Here is an 18389-nt window from a genome sequence, read left to right as displayed (position 1 = left end):
AGGTGTTCAACACCAATTTATGCCTAATTCGAGCGTTTTGTATGTCTAAAAAGTGGATGATTTTCTACGTTATTATTCTGATGTATCTCCCTGTTTCTATTGATGCAACCGTACTTCATGTGGCGGCACCACGGCTGGGGATCGCCCTGTCAGCTACCGGTAGTGAGTTACTGTGGATCATCGATATTTACTCGTTGGTGATGGCCTGTTTATTGCTCCCAATGGGGGCACTGGGCGATCGCATCGGTTTTAAACGTCTGGCTTTATTGGGGTCGGTGCTGTTTGGTTTGGCCTCTCTTGGCGCAGCTTTAGCGCCATCAGTGGCGGCATTGATCGCCGCTCGTGCTTTTTTGGCGATTGGAGCGGCGATGATTCTGCCCGCAACTTTATCCGCAGTGCGTCATATCTTCACCGATGAACGTGAGCGGGCTCTGGCATTAGGAATTTGGGTCGCTATTGGCACCATGGGCGCGGCGATGGGGCCGTTGGTCGGTGGGTTATTAATGGAATACTTCTACTGGGGATCGGTGTTCTTAATCAATATTCCCATTATTATCGCGGTGGTTATTGCCACGTTGGTGGTCATTCCTACTCAGCCGATGCGCACTGAACAGACATGGAAATTGGCTCCGGCATTAGTGTTAATCACTGCGATCCTGATGCTGGTTTATGCGGCCAAAACCGGGCTGCGCGGCAATGGCGATCCGGTAACGACATCGCTGACGGCCTTGTTTGGTGGTGTGATGCTGTTTGCTTTTGTGCGCCATCAATTGTCTACCTCTGCCCCAATGATCGATTTTCGTCTGATAAGTCAGCGAGTTATTGCTGTTGGTATAACAATGGCCATGACGGCGATGATAACGCTGGTGGGGTTTGAATTACTCCTGACGCAAGAATTGCAGTTTGTATTGGGCAAAAGTCCACTTGAAGCGGGCATATTTCTGCTGCCTTTAATGATTGCCAGCGGAGTGAGTGGGCCGTTATCGGGGTGGTTAGTGGCAAAACTGGGATTACGCACCGTCGCCAGCGCCGGTATCGCCTTCAGTTCATTAAGTTTTCTTGGGTTGGCCTGGACTGATTTTGCCACGCAGGTATATCAAGCGTGGGGATGGATGATATTACTCGGTTTCAGTATTGAAGCATCGCTACTCGCTTCCACGGCGGCAATCATGAGCGCGGCTCCACCAGAAAAAGCTGGTGCGGCGGGGGCTGTCGAGGGTATGGCTTATGAGTTGGGTGCAGGTTTGGGGGTGGCAATCTTTGGTTTGATGCTATCGCGGGCCTATACTGCCTCGATTGTATTACCGGAAGATTTGCCCGCCGGCTTAGTGGAACAAGCCAGTTCTTCTATCAGCGAAACCATTCAGGTAGTAAATAATCTTGGTGGGTATGATGCGCTGCTCAATAGCGCCAAACTCGCTTTTTCAGCTTCGCACAGCTTAGTGTTAGGTACTGCCAGCGGTTTGTTGATCCTGCTTGCTACTGTGGTTTGGTTTGCGATGCCAGGGAAAAAAATACGGCAATTTGCACATTGACCGAGGGGGCCAACGGGCCCCTAATACCCGTCCACTGATTCTTTTTTTATTAAACTGTTTATTAACGGTTTAGAGTCTGCTAATTCTCTTTATTCATTAGTCATTGCTCTTAGTTAAGTGTGTGATATACCTATTTACGGTAGTGATTTGGGTTTTGATTGATAAATAGTGTCAAAACCGTATTCCAATAAAGAGTAAGGCTTTATCTATGACCGCGCGGCCATTTGCAGCACAACTCGATATCGACAGCTCAGCTCAACCTGTCCGGGTCTCTATCAAAGGAGATTGGGTGCTGGCGCATTACCGCGTTTTGGAACCGGTCGTTACGCAATTTCGTGCGAGTCAGCCTCAGTCCGTGGCCTTTGATCTTACGCAGTTAGGGGCTTTAGATACCGCAGGCGCTACGCTGTTAGCCCTGCTTCTGGGTGAAGACCGCATCAATCATCTGCGTGAACTTGCGCCTAAACTGCCTGAAGAACGCCGAACTTTACTGGAAACAGTTAGCCGTGTTTTGCCTGATTTAGCCTCTGAGTCATCAGAAAAACCGACTTCATTCTGGCTTGAGTTATTGGCGAACACCGGCCGGTCGGTGGACAATTTATGGCAAGATATCAAATCGTTACTGGGTTTTGTTGGCCTGACTCTTGAAGCACTATTCAGCACGATTTTCCGTCCCTCGCGCTGGCGAATGACCTCCTTGATTGCCAATATTCAGCAAATCGGCCTCAATGCTGTTCCTATTATTATGCTACTGACGTTTCTGGTCGGAGCGGTTATTGCCTTTCTCGGCGCGACAGTATTAACCACTTTCGGTGCGGGTATCTTCACCGTTGATTTGGTGGTGTTTTCTTTCCTGCGTGAATTTGCTGTGTTGCTCACCGCCATTTTAATGGCGGGGCGAACCGCCAGCGCCTTTACCGCTGAAATTGGCCTGATGAAAGCCAATGAGGAAATCGACGCTATCCAAACTCTGGGGTTAAATCCTGTCGAGTTGTTGGTGCTGCCACGGGTGTTAGCGCTATTAATTTCATTACCGATGTTGACCTTTATCGGCATGGTTTGCGGCATCTTCGGCGGTATGGTGGTCTGTGCTTTAGCCCTCGATATTTCGCCCACCATGTTTTTATCAATCATGCAAAACAGCAATGGATTGCAGCATTTTCTGGTTGGGATAAGCAAAGCGCCGATTTTCGCTTTCCTGATTGCCATCATTGGTTGTCTGGAAGGGTTCAAAGTCACCGGCAGTGCTGAGTCTGTCGGGGTACACACGACCACCAGTGTGGTGCATTCAATCTTCGTGGTGATTTTGCTTGATGCCGTCGCGGCGCTATTTTTCATGGAAATGGGATGGTGAGCCAAATGACACAAGAGCCAATCATTCAAATTCGCAATCTGGTGAATTGCTTTGGCAAGCAGTGCGTGCATCAGGATCTTAATCTTGATGTGCAGCGCGGTGAAGTGCTCGGTGTGGTGGGCGGTTCGGGTACAGGCAAGTCAGTGCTACTGCGCAGTATTGTGGGGCTACGCCGCCCGACGGCCGGGCAGATCCATGTGTTTGGTCAGGATTTAATGACATTATCGGGCCAGGCGCGCTCCCAGGTCGAACGCCGATTTGGTGTATTGTTTCAACGAGGTGCATTATTCAGTTCTCTGACGGTGACGGAAAACGTGGCCTTGCCATTAATCGAAAATGCGGGTTTACCCCGCGGCGAGGCAGAGCGGTTAGCGCAGGTTAAATTGGCGCTAGCGGGGTTACCACCAGGAGCGGGCAGTAAATATCCGGCGTCTCTGTCGGGCGGGATGGTCAAACGCGTTGCTTTGGCGCGCGCGCTGGCATTAGACCCGGACATTTTATTTCTCGATGAGCCGACTGCGGGTCTTGATCCTATTGGTGCGGCGGCGTTTGACAGTTTGATCCGCACCTTGCGTGATGCACTGAATCTTACGGTATTTCTGGTCACACATGATCTGGATACACTCTATACCTTGTGTGATCGTGTAGCTGTGCTGTCACAAAAGAAAGTGCTGGTGGTCGATACATTAGATAAAGTGGCTGCAACTGATGATGACTGGATTCAGGCGTATTTTCATGGCCCCCGTGGCCGGGCTGCTTATCAGGCAGCGGCAGCAATTAATAGCGAAGAGAGGTTGTAAATGGAAACCCGTGCTCACCATGTTGTCATTGGTTTGTTCACTCTCATTGTGGTCAGTGCCGCGCTGTTATTCTGCCTATGGCTGACCAATGCCGGTTCTAACCGTCAGTTCAAACTCTACGATATTGTTTTCAATGAGCCGGTGAGCGGGCTGTCTCAGGGGAGTATTGTGCAATACAGTGGTATTCGGGTCGGCGAAGTGACTCAATTACGTTTGGACAGTGAGAACCCTAATAAGGTTTGGGCGCGTATCCGCGTCTCTGCCTCGACACCTATCCGCGAGGATACCCAAGCCCGTCTGACGGTCGCAGGCATTACCGGCACCTCAAATATTCAATTTAGCAGCAGCACCCCGTCAAGCCCGCTATTGGAGGGTAAAGATGGCGAAATTCCTATTATTATTGCCACTCCATCACCGATGAGCCAATTGCTAGCCAATGGCGAAAATTTCATGAGTAACGCCAATGAAGTGCTGATGCGCTTAAACCAGCTATTAGCACCTGATAATCAGCAACGGCTCATTACTACGCTGGATAATCTCGCACTGGTTACCCAAACTGTTGCCGATCAACGTCAGGATATTCGCACCATGTTGCAGCAGTTGGCGCAGGCCAGCAAACAAGCTAATGAGACATTGACGCAGACCAACCGCTTGCTGCGCAACGCCAATGGATTGATGGACGGGCAGGGTAAGCAACTGGTTAATGATGCCGCCAAGACTATGGCATCGTTACAAAATACCAGCATCATTCTCAATAAATTGGTCAGTGAAAATCAAACTTCTCTCAATAATGGCATGCAAGGAATGAATGAATTGGGGCCTGCTGTTGATGAGTTGCGCAGAACATTAGCCACATTGCGTGCGGCGGTTTCCCGTTTGGAAGAAAACCCTGCGGCTCTGCTGCGTGGCCGTGAAAGAACACAGGAGTTTACGCCTCGATGATATCTCTGAAGATAATACACTCTACCGGTCGTGGTGCGCGGCTGTTGATGTTATCCGCGCTGGCGATGTTACTGTCAGCTTGTACCATTTTACCCAGTGCGCCGGTATCGCAAGTTTACTTACTACCCGTGCCGCCCGCAGCAAATGCGCCGCGTGGGCAGGCAGTAAATTGGTCGTTGCGAGTATCACAACCGGCTACCAATCAGTTTATCAACAGCTCGCGTATTGCTGTGCAGCCAGAAGGGCAGGAAATAGCGGTCTACAAAAATTCGCGCTGGACTGATCCGGCTCCTATTTTAGTGCGTAATCGCCTGATTCAGGAGTTCCGCACTGATGGCCGTATTCCTGCGGTCAGCAGTGACGATGATAGCCTGCAGGCTGATGTTGAGCTGAGCGGCGATTTATCGGCATTTCAGGGGGTATATCAAGCGGGTAACAGTGAAGTGCTGATCCGTTTTGATGCCCGACTGGTGCGGATTTCAGATCGTAGAATTATGGCGACGCGACATTTTGAAGTTCGGCAACCTATTAAGGGCGCACAGATGAATGAAGTGGTAGATGCTTTTGGCTTGGCGAGTAATCAGTTGGCCTCACAGGTACTGAACTGGACACTGCAACAGTCGCCTCAGTAAAAGCCATTTCAGCAAACGATCACTTGCGTAAGAGTGGTGGCTATTTATCTGACTGAATAGCTACCATTATTTTGATGAGAAAATCACTCTTTTTCTTTTCTATTACCGGGCCGCTGATATTCTCGATAATAATATCGCCAGTGAGTCGGTAACCGCAATCCTGGGCATATTGCTTTAATTTCATCACATTCACGTTGTTCTCAAGACTTCCGGCACAACACATGCTGACAAACTTTCCCGCGTGCAGAGTGTAAGGTGATTGACGAATAATGGCTGGGTGATCGCAAAATAGGGTGGCAAGTGGATAGTTATCGGGTTTAATGTCACTACTTTTTAATAGAAAACCATAATTGGATGTTAGATACCACGAATAGTCTTCGGTCATATCACCTATTTTTTTAAAGAAATCTAAAATATTACCTGTTTGAAGTTGCAATATACCGACTTCAACTTTGGCTCGATCTTCAATAAATGGGGTGTTTATATTTTCTTTGGTCGTTGATATGGCATCTAAGCACTGGATATGCTTCTGTAAAAAGTGGCTTGCCTGAGCCAGTTTTTCTTGGTACGCCAGGAGTTCAGAATGCGCCTTTTTTATTTTATCTATGCTTTCAGACGACGAGTAATCGGATAAAACTGCCTTGATCTCGGCATTAGGCATCCTGGCCTCCTGCAAGATTTCGATCATATGAGCCTGGGATATCTGAGCATGTGAATATAATCTGTATCCATTAGCATCCCTTTTGGGAACCAATAGGCCAATTTTATCGAAATACCGTAGATTATGAGAAGAGATCCGCGTTATTTCCTGAAACTTTTTTATGGTGTAATTCATTAGTATCTCCTTCTTATCAACGATTAATGATAATCGCAAAAGGTATTTCTTAATAGGCTCTTATTTGCAATAAGAGCCTCAGAATTATTGTTATTTAAGATTTAAATGACGAGACAGAAATTCATAGTTTCGCTCAAGATTGTTCCGTGTATGGAAATACTTATCTTCAGCATGATCAGATTCCATTAATAGGTTGTATTCCACATTATCTCCCCCAATTGCTTGAGCCAACTTATCGGCAAACTCTTGGCTTTGCAGTCGTGGAATAACTGAATCTTTATAACCATGCTGAATCAAAAATGGCGGTGCATCTTTGGTAATATATTTTTCAGGATTCGTGGTGTCCATAATATCTTGTGGCACCTGTGAGATCTGTTTTCTCATCAGGAAAGATTCAAAAGAATCTGCTGTTGAATGTTTTTGTCCATCGATACCTATTTGCTTCCATTGCTCATCCATCTTCAGGAAATTAATTGGGGGATACCAGGCAATAACCGCCTGAACTTTAGTCGAAACGTCAGGGTAGCCCAATGCCGGATCTTCTAAAGATTTCACATCTGCTGAGACTCCGGCTAATGCCACCAGGTTTCCACCTGCAGAACCGCCCATTAAAACAATATTATCGGGGTCGAAATTGTATTTTTTAGCATTAGCTCGGACGAATTTGATGGCGGCTTTTACGTCATTTATCTGTGCTGGCCATGCAGCTTCCGGACTGAGTCGGTAATTGATATTCACCACCGCATACCCTTTTTCCAGCCCGTAAAGTGCCGGGACGAGCTGATTATCCATTTTGTCACAACCAAAGAATGCACCACCGTGTACATTGATGATAACGGGGTACTTGAGTTGCCATTGTTCGGGTAGGAAGATATCCATTTTTTGCGCATCGGAGACTGAGGCGTAAGGAACATCCAAATATTTATGGGTAATACGCGATATATCTGGTGCTTCACCGCAGCCATTGGCACCTTGTGGCGGGCCTTCAATCTTTTTGCCATGCCAATCGGAGGGCATTTTTATATCAGCATTGGCACCGAATAGTGGAAATATACTGAGACAGACCAAGGTAAGCAGCGCTTTTTTATACGGCAATTTGTACATGTTAATGTGTCCTTGAATCAGCTTTTGATCGTGAACAGTAAATATATGGCTTCGAGCTACTCTAATGTCAATATCTCGATATGAAGGATGATAGTCGGCACTGGGGGAACTGTGACGGCAGGGAGGTTATGTCAGGTTAAGTAAAGTCCGACAGTTATATTGACCGAGAAATTATAAACTTCTGCAAAATATCTGATTGCTGTTGCGGAAATATATCTTATATCAAATAAGAGTTGATTTTATGTTTCATAATGTTTGACTATTGTTCTATAAGTTAAGCAAAAGGGAATCATTATGCTTTGGAAAAATACCAGGGAACAGTTTGGCCGTATCACTATTAGTATCCACTGGCTGGTGGCATTGACAGTATATGCACTGTTTGCTCTGGGTTTATGGATGGTGACTTTAGGCTACTATGATGGCTGGTATCATCAGGCACCTGAAATACATAAAAGCATCGGTTGTATACTTTTTGCTGTGATGTTATTCCGGGTTATTTGGCGTTTTATTTCTCCGCCACCAAAGCCTTTATCCAGTTATAGCCGGTTCACTCGCATTAGTGCAGTATTGGCACATCTGTTTTTATATATTGTCTTATTTTGTATTATGTTCAGCGGTTATTTGATCTCGACGGCTGATGGGCAACCGATCTCTGTATTTGGTTGGTTTGCTGTTCCTGCAACATTAACGAGTTTACCTGATCAGGCTGATACTGCGGGTACTGTGCATCTTTATCTGGCTTGGGCCGTAGTGGTGCTTTCACTATTACATGGGCTGGCCGCAATTAAACACCATTTTATTGATGGTGATATTACCCTTAAACGGATGCTGGGACGTAGCACCGATTAACCAACTGTATTATGGAGAATTAAGTATGTTTAATAAGACCCTATTGGGCCTGACTGTAGGCGCACTGATGTTTACCGCTGGTAGTGCCGTAGCCGCCGAATATAAAATTGATAAAGAAGGTCAACACGCCTTTATCGAATTCCGGATTAAACACTTAGGTTATAGCTGGTTATATGGCAGTTTTAATGATTTCGATGGTTCTTTCACTTTTGATGAAAAGAATCCTGCAGCTGATAAAGTGAATGTAGTGATTAATACTAACAGTGTTGATACCAATCATGCTGAACGTGATAAACATCTGCGCAGCAAAGAATTCCTGAACGTCAGTAAATTCCCACAAGCGACATTTGAGTCGACTGAAGTGAAGAAAAATGCCGAAGGTTATACTGTAGTCGGTAACCTGACATTAAATGGCGTGACTAAGCCAGTGACCCTGGAAAGTAAGCTGACTGGCCAGGGTAATGACCCGTGGGGTGGCTATCGTGCTGGTTTTGAAGCTAATGGTAATATTAAGCTGAAAGACTTTAATATCACCACTGATTTAGGCCCGGCATCACAGGAAGTTGAATTGATTCTGTCTGTCGAAGGTGTTCGAGCTAAATAACCTGTGTTGTTCTATCTGAAAGGAGCCTTGGCTCCTTTTTTAATATCGAAATTATAAAAGATAAGGCTATTTGACCTTATTTTCTGCAAAGAAAGGCCCTTTGCCGACTGAATCTCTGATGAACAATTCAGATTGAAATATATTTTCATTTGATAGATAGCCGCCATCTAGCATGGATATTAACCTATTAATAACTTCATTTATCATGCCACTGACAGGATCTTTGAGACTGGATAATGGCGGTAGCAGGAAAGGCGCGATAGGAATATTATCAAACCCGATGATGGAAACATCTTCTGGGACTTTTAATCCGGATTCGTTTAATTTTTTCATCGCCCCAATGGCCATATCATCGTTACTGGCAATAATTGCGCTAAAGGGTAACTGGCTGGCTAATAAAGACTCAACTGCAGTGGCACCACTTGCAGGCGTCCATCTACCTTGCGTAATAAGTTTGTCCTGAACGGGCAGCGAAAATGCGGCTAATGCTGCCTTATATCCAGAAAGTCGCTCAATCGCGGTAGGTGAATCAAGAGAACCGGTAATAAAGGCAATATCGCGATGACCCTGTTCAATAAGATATTTAGTCGCATTATAGCTGGAACCTTTATGATCGCAGAAAATACAATGACTATGATTTTTACGCAGCTTTCTGTTCACCACCATAATTGGCTGCTTATATTGATCAATAATAAGATCCATGGCATCAACAGTTAAAAACCGAGGATAAATTATTATTGCATCACAGCGTAAGTCTAGCAGGAACTGAATAGCCTCTTGTTCCTCTTCAGCACTGTGTTTCCCATCAACCAGAACTAACTGACGACCATTTTTTTCTAATTTTTGCGCAGCTTGAGACAGAATTTCATTAAAGTAGCTGCCGTTATACAGGGTATTGGTGACCACCAATCCGATGCATTCAGATTTATTGGTCGCCAGATTTCTCGCCAGTAAATTTGGTCGATATCCAGTCTCTTCAATGGCTTTAAAGACACTTTCTTTAGTTGCATCACTGACATAGCCTTTGCCCGACAAAACACGCGAAACAGTGGCTTTTGAAACACCGGCTTTCTTTGCCACTTCTTGCATTGTAGACATAGGCTCTTCCTGACACGTTGAAAATTATTACTATTCTACACGTTACCGCCGCCGAGAAGCAGGTTGCCGGGCAGAATAAATTCCCTCTCGATGTCGATCATCATCACAGAATGAAAATTGAATAAAGCGATCTATTGAATTCTATCTCATATTTTAAGACTCTCATGTGGAACCGGTTACCTATTTATCTGAGAATGTTCATAGATAAGATCTTTCCGGTCAGTGAATAATTTATAACTATATGAATTTGATGGCTAATTGTGAGTTCGTGGCGATGAGGGGACACCCTCAGTGCAGAAGGGACACTTAGCTCAGTGCGCGCCATTACGGGGAGTTGTTACTCATGTCAAAAAATTATGCCGCAGTATCGCAACAGATAGTCGATGCCATTGGTGGGGCCAATAATATTGGGGCCGTGACCCACTGCATGACACGCTTACGCTTTGTACTCAATGATAAGACTGTGGTCGATTTGGCAAAATTAAAAGCCATCACCGGTGTGTTGGGTGTGGTACACAGTGAAAATCAGTGCCAGGTTATCATTGGCAATAATGTGAGTTATGCCTTTGCTGAAGTGCTCAAATTGTTGCCTGAAGGTACATTGCTGGCAAACGCATTACCCCAGAAAAACAAAATCACCTTAAAGCGGATCGGGGCAGGGATACTGGATGCATTGATTGGCACCATGTCACCGTTGATTCCCGCTATCATCGGTGGTTCGATGGTAAAACTGCTGGCAATGATACTGGATATGACCGGCATTTTTGAGAAAGGCTCATCAACGCTCATTATTCTTAATGTGATTGGCGACGGCGCTTTCTTCTTCCTGCCAGTCATGGTGGCGGCTTCTGCGGCGATAAAATTCAAAACCAATATGTCGCTGGCTATCGCCATTGCCGGGGTGTTGGTTCATCCGGCGTTTATTGATTTAATGGCAAAAGCTGCGCAAGGCCAACATGTTGAATTTATGGGGGTATCCGTTACGGCGGTGAAGTACACCTATACGGTGATCCCGGCACTCTGTATGACCTGGCTGTTGTCTTATATTGAGCGCTGGGTTGACCGTATTACACCGGCGGTGACGAAAAACTTCCTTAAACCGATGCTGATCGTGCTGATTTCAGCCCCTATTGCCATCATGTTTATTGGGCCACTGGGGATCTGGATTGGCAGCGGTATTTCCTCTTTGGTGTATACCGTTCATGATTATCTGGGCTGGCTCTCCGTGGCAATTATGGGAGCACTTTGGCCATTATTGGTTATGACGGGTATGCACCGTGTCTTTACGCCAACCATCATCCAGACCATTGCCGAAACGGGCAAAGAGGGCATGGTGATGCCATCAGAAATTGGTGCCAACCTTTCATTGGGCGGTTCATCTCTGGCGGTTGCCTGGCGTACCAAAAACCCGGAATTACGCCAAACGGCGTTGGCTGCTGCGGCTTCCGCTATTGTAGCGGGTATCTCTGAACCGGCACTTTATGGGGTGGCATTGCGACTCAAACGCCCATTAATTGCTAGCCTTATCAGTGGGTTTATCTGTGGTGCCGTGGCGGGAATCGGTGGGTTAGCCAGCCATTCCATGGCCTCACCTGGGTTATTCACCAGTGTTCAGTTCTTCGATCCGGCCAATCCAATGAGTATTGTATGGGTATTTGGCGTCATGATTCTGGCAATAGTCATTTCTTTCGTCACAACACTCTTACTGGGATTTGAAGATATCCCTGTCGAAGATAGTGCGGATAGCCGTGCCGATTCTCCTGCTTCAACTGTTTCACATAGTGCAGTGAAAATTAACTAAATAAAGAGGTATTGAATGTCAGTATCAACATTTCCCGACGGTTTTTTATGGGGCGGCGCATTAGCCGCAAACCAGGCCGAAGGTGCTTGTTTTGAAGGTGGAAAAGGGCTGACAACGGTGGATATGATCCCTCATGGGGAACACCGCTTGGCAGTAAAATTAGGGCAGGAAAAGCGTTTTACCTTAAGAGATGATGAGTTTTATCCCAGTCATCAGGCGATTGATTTTTATCATCGTTATAAAGACGATATCGCGTTAATGGCAGAAATGGGGTTTACCGTATTCCGTACATCAATTGCATGGAGCCGGATTTACCCTAATGGCGATGAATTGACACCTAATGCTGAGGGTATTGCCTTTTATCGCGACCTCTTTAATGAATGTAAGAAGCACAATATTGAGCCGCTGGTAACGCTGTGCCACTTTGATGTACCCATGCATTTGGTCACGGAATATGGCTCGTGGCGTAACCGAAAAATGGTTGAGTTTTTTACGCGTTATGCCCGAACATGTTTTGAGGCTTTCGATGGTTTGGTGAAATATTGGCTCACATTTAATGAAATTAATATCCTGCTTCATAGCCCATTTTCAGGTGCTGGTTTGGTCTTTGAGCCGAATGAAAATCAGGAACAGGTAAAATATCAAGCTGCCCATCACGAGCTACTGGCCAGTGCATTAGCGACTAAAATTGCTCATGAGGTCAATCCTGAGAATCAGGTAGGTTGTATGTTGGCGGGAGGGAATTTTTACCCGCGAACCTGTAAACCCGAAGATGTTTGGGCTGCGCTGGAAAAAGATAGGGAAAATCTATTTTTTATTGATGTGCAGGCCCGTGGGGCTTATCCCGCTTATACAAAACGCCTTTTCAGAGAGAAAGGTATTTCAATTGTCACCCAAGTGGGTGATGACGATATCCTTAAACATACAGTGGATTTCGTCTCCTTCAGTTATTACGCTTCGCGTTGTGCTTCGGCGGATATGAATGACCATAACAGCAGCACAGCTAATATTGTGAAATCTTTGAAAAACCCACATATTCAAGCCAGTGAATGGGGCTGGGGGATTGATCCTTTAGGTTTACGCATCACCATGAATATGATGTACGACCGTTACCAGAAGCCACTATTCCTGGTTGAAAATGGATTAGGTGCTAAAGATGAAATTAATCCGCAGGGCGAAATTGAAGACGATTACCGTATTAGTTATCTACGTGAACATATTAAAGCTATGGCGGAAGCTATCGACGATGGCATTCCAGTCATTGGATATACTTCATGGGGATGTATCGATTTAGTTTCTGCCTCGACTGGAGAAATGAGCAAACGCTATGGATTTGTTTATGTTGACCGTGACGATTTGGGCAAGGGTTCTTTAGCACGCAAGAAAAAGAAATCTTTCTATTGGTATAAAAAAGTTATTGCCAGTAATGGTGCTGATTTGAGTTAAATAATTCGCCGGGAATGGGCTATGGCTGATGTTCCCGGCGACGAATAGTATTCGGATATCGCTGTATTTTTATTTTAAATTTATGATGTTTCACTCGCCACGATCGCGTGTCGAGCCTTTCTTCAAGTTAGTCATAAAATCCATAAATGCAGTTCGCAATGGGGCAAATACCGGATGCTTGCGATGCTCCATCATAGTTTCTGAAAACAGTTTCAGACCTAGTGCAAATGCTGCTGTTTTTTCTTTACCAAAATCCAGATCTTCACGCGCCTGTAGCCGTTCGATGATGCCGAGGATCTCATCATGATTCTCGGCTTCGAATGTCACTGGCGCTTTATCCAGAGGCTCGCCTTTGCGATCCGTCAATGGCTCAATGGTGATTCGATAACGATATCCCGACATTAGCTTTTCTCCAGTTCATTAGTTTCTGTCGCCTTGGGTTCTAGCGCTTTTTCAATGGATTCTACGGCGGTCAGCAATGCTGTATTAATATGCTCAACCTGCTCTGGTGTAACATCTGAACGCATCATGCTGCTACGTAGAATATGACGTAAACGGTGCATTGCATCAGAAATACCCTCAGCCATATTGCCTTCAGGACGGCGATTTACTTGTGCCAATCGAGCAAAAATAGCATCAACCATCGGTTGGTTTTGCTGTAATTCAGCTTTGCCAGCATCGGTAATTTGGTAGCTTTTACGGCCATTACCAGTGGCTACTGGAGTAACAAAATCCTGTTCTTCTAGCAATGTCAGTGTTGGATAGATAACACCTGGGCTAGGTACATATAAGCCTGAAGATGCCTCTTCGATAGCTTTAATCAGTTCATAGCCATGGCTGGGCTTTTTATCAAGCAATGCCAGCAGAACAACCCGCAAATCGCCATGTTCAAACAAGCGATGCATTTTTTCACCGCGCCCACGTCTGCCGCCTCTTGCGGTTTCGATTGCTTCAGCTGCCATATGATGGCGACCGCCGCGATGCATTCTGTCACCACAATGGCGTTGCCCTTCGTGGTGTTCTTCACCACAACGATGACCACGTTTTGAAAAACCAAACATAATAAATCTCCTTTAGATATATCGAAAACGTTTCGATATATCTAATCTAGATCGATATATCGAAATTAGCAAGAGGGGATGTGAAAAAGATATATCTAAATTAGTTTTTTCGACAAAGTAGTGGATGGAAAGATAGAGGAGGAAAGTCACAATGGCAGTGATTTCTGAGCGGCCAGAGGGAGTGGTGGGATATTTTTATGGACAGAGACAGGATAGGGGATGCAGCTATAAATAATCCCCTTGCGCCGTAGCACGATGGTGAGCAAGGGGAACCGAGCTATCAGCTTTTCTTCACAAACTCAGATTTTAGTTTCATCGGGCCAAAGCCATCAATTTTGCAATCGATGTTGTGGTCACCTTCAACCAGGCGGATGCTTTTCACTTTAGTCCCAATTTTCAGGGTTGAAGAGCTACCTTTAACTTTCAGATCTTTAACAACGGTCACCGCGTCACCGTCGGCCAGCAAATTGCCATTGGCATCACGTACTACCAGACCCTCATCGGCAGTGGCAGAATCGCCATTTTCTGACCACTCATTACCGCATTCTGGGCAATTCAGTTTTTCCCCTTCCTGCCATGTATACTCAGAATTGCATTTTGGACAGTTTGGTAAACCCATCTCTCTAACCTCTTGAAATTAAAATTAATAAATATAAAAAAGTGACAAATTACAGATTACTGTATCTATATTCATCTATTTTACACTTTTTATCACATTAAAGGATAGTCAGACTGTCACTGCGGCTCTATTTTCTCTGATGTCACCTCAGCTAATAACCATAGTGAAAAATCTCGCATAGCGGCAGTTTCTGAGCGGGATTGTAAGCGAGTTAACCAATATCCACCCAGGCTAATCGTGGTGCTAAAAGGCTGAATGATGCGTTCATTGAGCAACAGATGTGTAAACATTGACGGTGGAGCCAGAGCGATTCCTATTTCTGATTGTGCGGCTTCCAGCATACTCACCGACGAGTCGAACATCATTATCTGCTGAGAGGGAGAAGGTACGCATCCTCCGGCAGCAGCAAACCATGTTGACCACTCATCGCGACGATAGGAACGTAGCAGAGTAAATTTTTGCAGGTCACCAGGATGGCATAAACTGCTCGCAAATGAGGGGGCACACAACGGAGAAAGCGGGGCATCACATAAAAATTGTGACTCGGTATCATGCCAGGCACCATTGCCGTAACGAATAGCATAATCCAACCCTTCAGCCACGACATCAACGCGGTTATTGTGGGTTGAAAGTAAGACATCCACATGTGGATAACGATGTTGAAAATCTTTCAGGCGCGGCAGTAGATAACCAGTCGCAAATGTCCCAACAACGCCCACTCTGACTTTCTCACGCATCATGCCAGCGGAAAAACGGTCTAGCGTGTCAGCTATGCGATCGAAGGAATCATTAAGAACCGGAAGTAAATTTTCACCTTCTGTTGTTAATACTAATCCGCGTGAAATACGAATAAAAAGGCGACAATTGAGGCGTTCTTCCAGCGCTTTGACCTGCTGGCTTATTGCTGCATGGGTAACATTTAATTCGATAGCAGCCTTAGTAAAACTTAACTGTCTGGCTGCGGCTTCAAAGGCACGAAGTGAATTTAACGGAATATAGCTACGGACCATAGATTGACTTGTTAGATTTTCTATTATCAAACACTAAATATAATCGATTGTTATCCATATTCAACCATTGCAAAATCTGCAACGCAGAAGGAGGCACACTGCTTGCCATTTATCAATCTATGGAAGATTTACCAATGTTGAAAAAATCTATAATCAATTCCTTAGTCTTTACTACTATCGCAACAGCCCCGCTGTATACCTCAGCTCAAAGTATACTTACGCAACAACAGGTTGCGACTATCGTTAATAACACTGTCACTCCCTTGCTCGAACAACAAAATATTCCTGGTATGGCTGTTGCTGTATTTTATGATGGAAAGCCGCTGTTTTTTAACTATGGTGTAGCGAATATAAAGACAGGTATTCCAGTAACTGAGAATACGCTGTTTGAACTGGGGTCGGTGAGTAAGACTTTTACCGGAATTGCCGGGGAATATGCCGTGCAAACCGGTATTATCAACCTTAATAACCCTGTGACTAAATATGCTCCAGAGCTGGCAGGGGAGCAGTGGCACGGCGTGAAAATGTTGCATTTGGCGACTTACACTGCGGGGGGGCTTCCTCTTCAACTCCCTGATTCGGTGACAGATCAAAAATCATTATGGCAATACTATCAACAATGGCAGCCACAGTGGGCTCCTGGAGAGATGAGAAATTACTCTAATGCCAGTATAGGTTTATTTGGTGCGCTAATGGCGAAAGAAAGCCAATTAACGTTTGAAAACTACATGAAGAAGTACGTATTCCAGCCATTAAAATTGACACATACTTTTATTACTGTCCCTGAATCGATGCAATCAAACTATGCGTGGGGATATAAGGATGGTCAGCCGGTGCGTGTTACTTTAGGCATGCTGGGCGAGGAAGCATATGGGGTGAAATCCACCACGAAAGATATGGTGAGATATATGCAGGCTAATATGGCTCCAGACAATCTTCCTGCGGAAAACGATAAGTTAAAGAAAGCGATCATCGCGGCTCAGTCTCGTTATTTCCAGGTGGGGGATATGTTCCAAGGGTTGGGATGGGAAATGTATAACTGGCCTATTAATCCGCAGAGAGTTGTGGCAGATAGTGGAAATGATATCGCACTGAAACCACGAAAAGTGGAAGGGGGGCTACCACCACAACCGGCAATGCGAGCATCCTGGGTTCATAAGACTGGTGCAACCAATGGATTTGGCGCTTATATTGTTTTTATCCCAGAGGAGGGTATTGGCATAGTGATGCTAGCCAACAAAAACTACCCAAATCCAGCCCGTGTACAAGCAGCTTATAATATTCTTCAGGCATTACGTTAAGTGTCATTTAGTACTTAGATTCCACTAAACATTATAGGATCTCATTAGACACAAAATGTCTATTTGTCATTGTTTTAACAGGATTTTATGGACTTGGTGGGATGTGCTGAAAAGTGCTAATGGTGTCCCCGACTGGAATCGAACCAGTAACTAGCCCTTAGGAGGGGCTTGTTATATCCGTTTAACTACGGGGACATGTTCATCGACAGGGTGACTATCGATGAAATGCACTGCCGGAGTATTATACGCATTTTGACCCAGATAATAAGCAGTTAGCTGTCTGTTTGGTTACTCTGTCGCCAACTGGTAGTGAATAATGAGTATTCGCTGGCAAAAAACATCAGACATAGCCGCAAAATGTGAGCCGTTACGGATGTGGGGGCGATGAATCACCGTCCACTTTGTCACTTTTTTTAGGCCGATGAGCCATATCACTGCGGATTTGTGCATGACTTATTAGGGCAAAAATAAAGGTGCCGCCGATAATGTTACCTGCCAGTGTCGGTATCGCGAACGGGTAAATGAATTGCTGCCAGGGTATTGAGCCGTTAAATACTAAATAGAAGATTTCTACGGAGCCGACCACAATATGGGTCAAGTCGCACAAAGCGACTAAATAAGTCATCAGGAAAATGACCCATATCTTGGCCCCTCTGGCCGAGGGCATCATCCATACCATAGTGGCAATAATCCAGCCGGAAAATATACCTTTAGCAAACATCTCTCCCGGCGAACTCTCCATCACCCCTTGGGCAATAGTGACAAATGCCGCGCGCGTTGCATTATCAAATACGGGCATATGAATAAAGGAATAAGCGGCAATCCCCGTGCCGATCAGGTTGCCCAATAACACCAGCCCCCAGAGTCGAAATAATAGAATGAAGTTTTGACGGCTGGGTTTTTGCATTATCGGCAATACGGGGGTGACGGTGTTTTCGGTAAATAGCTGTTGGCGGGCCATAATGACAATAATAAAACCAAAGGTATAACCGATATTTTCCAGGAGAAAACTGGCGGGATTATCAGGCAATTTTGCATGGAAAATGCCTTTGGCAATCAAAGATGCCCCCATTGAAAGACCTGCAGCAACCGCCGACCATAAGAGTGCAAAGCTATCGCGTTCTAATTCTTTCTCACCGTCGACACGAATAATCTCGTGAATGGCCGCTGCCTTGGAAGGGAGATTCTTCTCATTTATTTCAATTTCTTGTTCTTCATGTAGCTCATTACTTTCTACTGTTAATTTGCCCTTATCTTGAGACCGTTTTTTATTAATCATAAGGGGTTCCCGGTTAGTAGAGGAAAAAGGAAATAGCCAGGACATAAGCATAGTTGCAAATTTTTGTTCGCGACTTTTGGTTGTGTACTGAAGTAAAAGGTCATTTTGTTTTCATGTTG

General features: G+C 45.2%; 18 protein-coding genes and 1 tRNA gene. 10 read left to right on the top strand and 9 right to left on the bottom strand.

Annotated elements, in window-relative coordinates; all coding sequences use genetic code 11:
* Positions 1–41 precede the first annotated feature (41 nt).
* The 5 genes from FTB31_RS04525 (at position 42) to FTB31_RS04505 (ending at position 5263) form a co-directional block, all read left to right on the top strand.
* Positions 42–1535 carry an MFS transporter gene (locus FTB31_RS04525; protein WP_050076523.1) on the top strand — a complete coding sequence of 498 codons (1494 nt, stop codon included), beginning with the start codon at positions 42–44 and terminating at the stop codon, positions 1533–1535.
* 208 nt (positions 1536–1743) lie between these two features.
* On the top strand, positions 1744–2889 hold the full coding sequence (locus FTB31_RS04520; RefSeq protein WP_050076188.1) for an MlaE family ABC transporter permease: 1146 nt from the start codon (positions 1744–1746) through the stop codon (positions 2887–2889).
* Complete coding sequence (locus FTB31_RS04515; protein ID WP_013650221.1) at positions 2883–3689, top strand: ABC transporter ATP-binding protein; 807 nt, start codon at positions 2883–2885, stop codon at positions 3687–3689. The genes FTB31_RS04520 and FTB31_RS04515 overlap by 7 nt, the downstream gene beginning before the upstream one ends.
* Positions 3690–4631 (top strand): MlaD family protein, encoded by a 942-nt coding sequence (locus FTB31_RS04510; RefSeq protein ID WP_077173807.1) that lies wholly within the window; start codon positions 3690–3692, stop codon positions 4629–4631.
* Entirely contained in the window at positions 4628–5263 is a 636-nt protein-coding gene (locus FTB31_RS04505; protein WP_227726944.1) for an ABC-type transport auxiliary lipoprotein family protein, read from the top strand. The genes FTB31_RS04510 and FTB31_RS04505 overlap by 4 nt, the downstream gene beginning before the upstream one ends.
* Positions 5264–5303: 40 nt before the next feature.
* Here FTB31_RS04505 and FTB31_RS04500 read toward each other — a convergent pair whose 3' ends face one another.
* Both FTB31_RS04500 and FTB31_RS04495 read right to left on the bottom strand, forming a co-directional pair.
* Positions 5304–6098 (bottom strand): MerR family transcriptional regulator, encoded by a 795-nt coding sequence (locus FTB31_RS04500; protein ID WP_227726942.1) that lies wholly within the window; start codon positions 6096–6098, stop codon positions 5304–5306.
* A gap of 90 nt (positions 6099–6188) precedes the next feature.
* On the bottom strand, positions 6189–7202 hold the full coding sequence (locus FTB31_RS04495; RefSeq protein ID WP_050076184.1) for an alpha/beta hydrolase: 1014 nt from the start codon (positions 7200–7202) through the stop codon (positions 6189–6191).
* Between the two features lie 294 nt (positions 7203–7496).
* On the opposite strand from FTB31_RS04495, the gene FTB31_RS04490 reads away from it, so the two are divergent.
* Complete coding sequence (locus FTB31_RS04490) at positions 7497–8051, top strand: cytochrome b (RefSeq protein WP_050076183.1); 555 nt, start codon at positions 7497–7499, stop codon at positions 8049–8051.
* A gap of 25 nt (positions 8052–8076) precedes the next feature.
* Positions 8077–8655, top strand: coding sequence for a YceI family protein (locus tag FTB31_RS04485; protein ID WP_050076181.1), 579 nt, complete (start codon positions 8077–8079; stop codon positions 8653–8655).
* A gap of 66 nt (positions 8656–8721) precedes the next feature.
* On the opposite strand, the gene FTB31_RS04480 is transcribed toward FTB31_RS04485, so the two are convergent.
* Positions 8722–9753, bottom strand: coding sequence for a LacI family DNA-binding transcriptional regulator (locus FTB31_RS04480; RefSeq protein WP_050076180.1), 1032 nt, complete (start codon positions 9751–9753; stop codon positions 8722–8724).
* 343 nt (positions 9754–10096) lie between these two features.
* On the opposite strand from FTB31_RS04480, the gene ascF reads away from it, so the two are divergent.
* Both ascF and FTB31_RS04470 read left to right on the top strand, forming a co-directional pair.
* Positions 10097–11554 (top strand): PTS cellobiose/arbutin/salicin transporter subunit IIBC, encoded by a 1458-nt coding sequence (gene ascF / locus FTB31_RS04475; protein WP_050076179.1) that lies wholly within the window; start codon positions 10097–10099, stop codon positions 11552–11554.
* Between the two features lie 15 nt (positions 11555–11569).
* Positions 11570–13000, top strand: a complete 1431-nt coding sequence (locus FTB31_RS04470) for a 6-phospho-beta-glucosidase (protein ID WP_077294541.1) — start codon at positions 11570–11572, stop codon at positions 12998–13000.
* 90 nt (positions 13001–13090) lie between these two features.
* On the opposite strand, the gene FTB31_RS04465 is transcribed toward FTB31_RS04470, so the two are convergent.
* The 4 genes from FTB31_RS04465 to ampR form a co-directional block, all read right to left on the bottom strand.
* The gene (locus FTB31_RS04465) at positions 13091–13402 is read right to left on the bottom strand and encodes a DUF3861 domain-containing protein (protein WP_050076177.1); all 312 of its coding nucleotides are present in this window, start codon (positions 13400–13402) and stop codon (positions 13091–13093) included.
* A complete protein-coding gene (locus tag FTB31_RS04460) occupies positions 13402–14061 on the bottom strand; it encodes a PadR family transcriptional regulator (protein WP_227721999.1) in 660 nt (219 codons plus the stop codon). The genes FTB31_RS04465 and FTB31_RS04460 overlap by 1 nt, the downstream gene beginning before the upstream one ends.
* Before the next feature lie 280 nt (positions 14062–14341).
* Positions 14342–14680 carry a zinc ribbon domain-containing protein YjdM gene (locus tag FTB31_RS04455; protein ID WP_019083624.1) on the bottom strand — a complete coding sequence of 113 codons (339 nt, stop codon included), beginning with the start codon at positions 14678–14680 and terminating at the stop codon, positions 14342–14344.
* 116 nt (positions 14681–14796) lie between these two features.
* Entirely contained in the window at positions 14797–15690 is an 894-nt protein-coding gene (ampR, locus tag FTB31_RS04450; protein ID WP_227719709.1) for a LysR family transcriptional regulator AmpR, read from the bottom strand.
* 134 nt (positions 15691–15824) lie between these two features.
* Here ampR and ampC point away from each other — a divergent pair, with 134 nt between their 5' ends.
* Positions 15825–16991 (top strand): class C beta-lactamase, encoded by a 1167-nt coding sequence (gene ampC, locus FTB31_RS04445; RefSeq protein ID WP_227719715.1) that lies wholly within the window; start codon positions 15825–15827, stop codon positions 16989–16991.
* Between the two features lie 120 nt (positions 16992–17111).
* On the opposite strand, the gene FTB31_RS04440 is transcribed toward ampC, so the two are convergent.
* A tRNA-Arg gene (locus FTB31_RS04440) sits at positions 17112–17186 on the bottom strand.
* A 172-nt stretch (positions 17187–17358) separates the two neighbouring features.
* Positions 17359–18270 carry a formate/nitrite transporter family protein gene (locus tag FTB31_RS04435; RefSeq protein WP_050076159.1) on the bottom strand — a complete coding sequence of 304 codons (912 nt, stop codon included), beginning with the start codon at positions 18268–18270 and terminating at the stop codon, positions 17359–17361.
* Between the last annotated feature and the right edge of the window lie 119 nt (positions 18271–18389).

Origin of the sequence: Yersinia proxima (assembly GCF_902170785.1) — a bacterium.
GTDB lineage: Bacteria > Pseudomonadota > Gammaproteobacteria > Enterobacterales > Enterobacteriaceae > Yersinia > Yersinia proxima.
The sequence above is the reverse complement of the archived record's forward strand: the minus strand, read 5'-3'. Positions and strand labels throughout refer to the sequence as shown.

Excerpts from the sequence above, each read along its gene's own strand:
- FTB31_RS04470 (WP_077294541.1), top strand. The coding sequence starts at position 11,570 with ATGTCAGTATCAACATTTCCCGACGGTTTTTTATGGGGCGGCGCATTA.
- FTB31_RS04510 (WP_077173807.1), top strand. The coding sequence starts at position 3,690 with ATGGAAACCCGTGCTCACCATGTTGTCATTGGTTTGTTCACTCTCATT.
- FTB31_RS04480 (WP_050076180.1), bottom strand. The coding sequence starts at position 9,753 with ATGTCTACAATGCAAGAAGTGGCAAAGAAAGCCGGTGTTTCAAAAGCC.
- FTB31_RS04460 (WP_227721999.1), bottom strand. The coding sequence starts at position 14,061 with ATGTTTGGTTTTTCAAAACGTGGTCATCGTTGTGGTGAAGAACACCAC.
- FTB31_RS04515 (WP_013650221.1), top strand. The coding sequence starts at position 2,883 with ATGGTGAGCCAAATGACACAAGAGCCAATCATTCAAATTCGCAATCTG.
- FTB31_RS04485 (WP_050076181.1), top strand. The coding sequence starts at position 8,077 with ATGTTTAATAAGACCCTATTGGGCCTGACTGTAGGCGCACTGATGTTT.
- FTB31_RS04520 (WP_050076188.1), top strand. The coding sequence starts at position 1,744 with ATGACCGCGCGGCCATTTGCAGCACAACTCGATATCGACAGCTCAGCT.
- FTB31_RS04490 (WP_050076183.1), top strand. The coding sequence starts at position 7,497 with ATGCTTTGGAAAAATACCAGGGAACAGTTTGGCCGTATCACTATTAGT.
- FTB31_RS04500 (WP_227726942.1), bottom strand. The coding sequence starts at position 6,098 with ATGAATTACACCATAAAAAAGTTTCAGGAAATAACGCGGATCTCTTCT.
- FTB31_RS04455 (WP_019083624.1), bottom strand. The coding sequence starts at position 14,680 with ATGGGTTTACCAAACTGTCCAAAATGCAATTCTGAGTATACATGGCAG.
- FTB31_RS04505 (WP_227726944.1), top strand. The coding sequence starts at position 4,628 with ATGATATCTCTGAAGATAATACACTCTACCGGTCGTGGTGCGCGGCTG.
- FTB31_RS04435 (WP_050076159.1), bottom strand. The coding sequence starts at position 18,270 with ATGATTAATAAAAAACGGTCTCAAGATAAGGGCAAATTAACAGTAGAA.
- ascF (WP_050076179.1), top strand. The coding sequence starts at position 10,097 with ATGTCAAAAAATTATGCCGCAGTATCGCAACAGATAGTCGATGCCATT.
- ampR (WP_227719709.1), bottom strand. The coding sequence starts at position 15,690 with ATGGTCCGTAGCTATATTCCGTTAAATTCACTTCGTGCCTTTGAAGCC.
- FTB31_RS04525 (WP_050076523.1), top strand. The coding sequence starts at position 42 with ATGTCTAAAAAGTGGATGATTTTCTACGTTATTATTCTGATGTATCTC.
- FTB31_RS04495 (WP_050076184.1), bottom strand. The coding sequence starts at position 7,202 with ATGTACAAATTGCCGTATAAAAAAGCGCTGCTTACCTTGGTCTGTCTC.
- FTB31_RS04465 (WP_050076177.1), bottom strand. The coding sequence starts at position 13,402 with ATGTCGGGATATCGTTATCGAATCACCATTGAGCCATTGACGGATCGC.
- ampC (WP_227719715.1), top strand. The coding sequence starts at position 15,825 with ATGTTGAAAAAATCTATAATCAATTCCTTAGTCTTTACTACTATCGCA.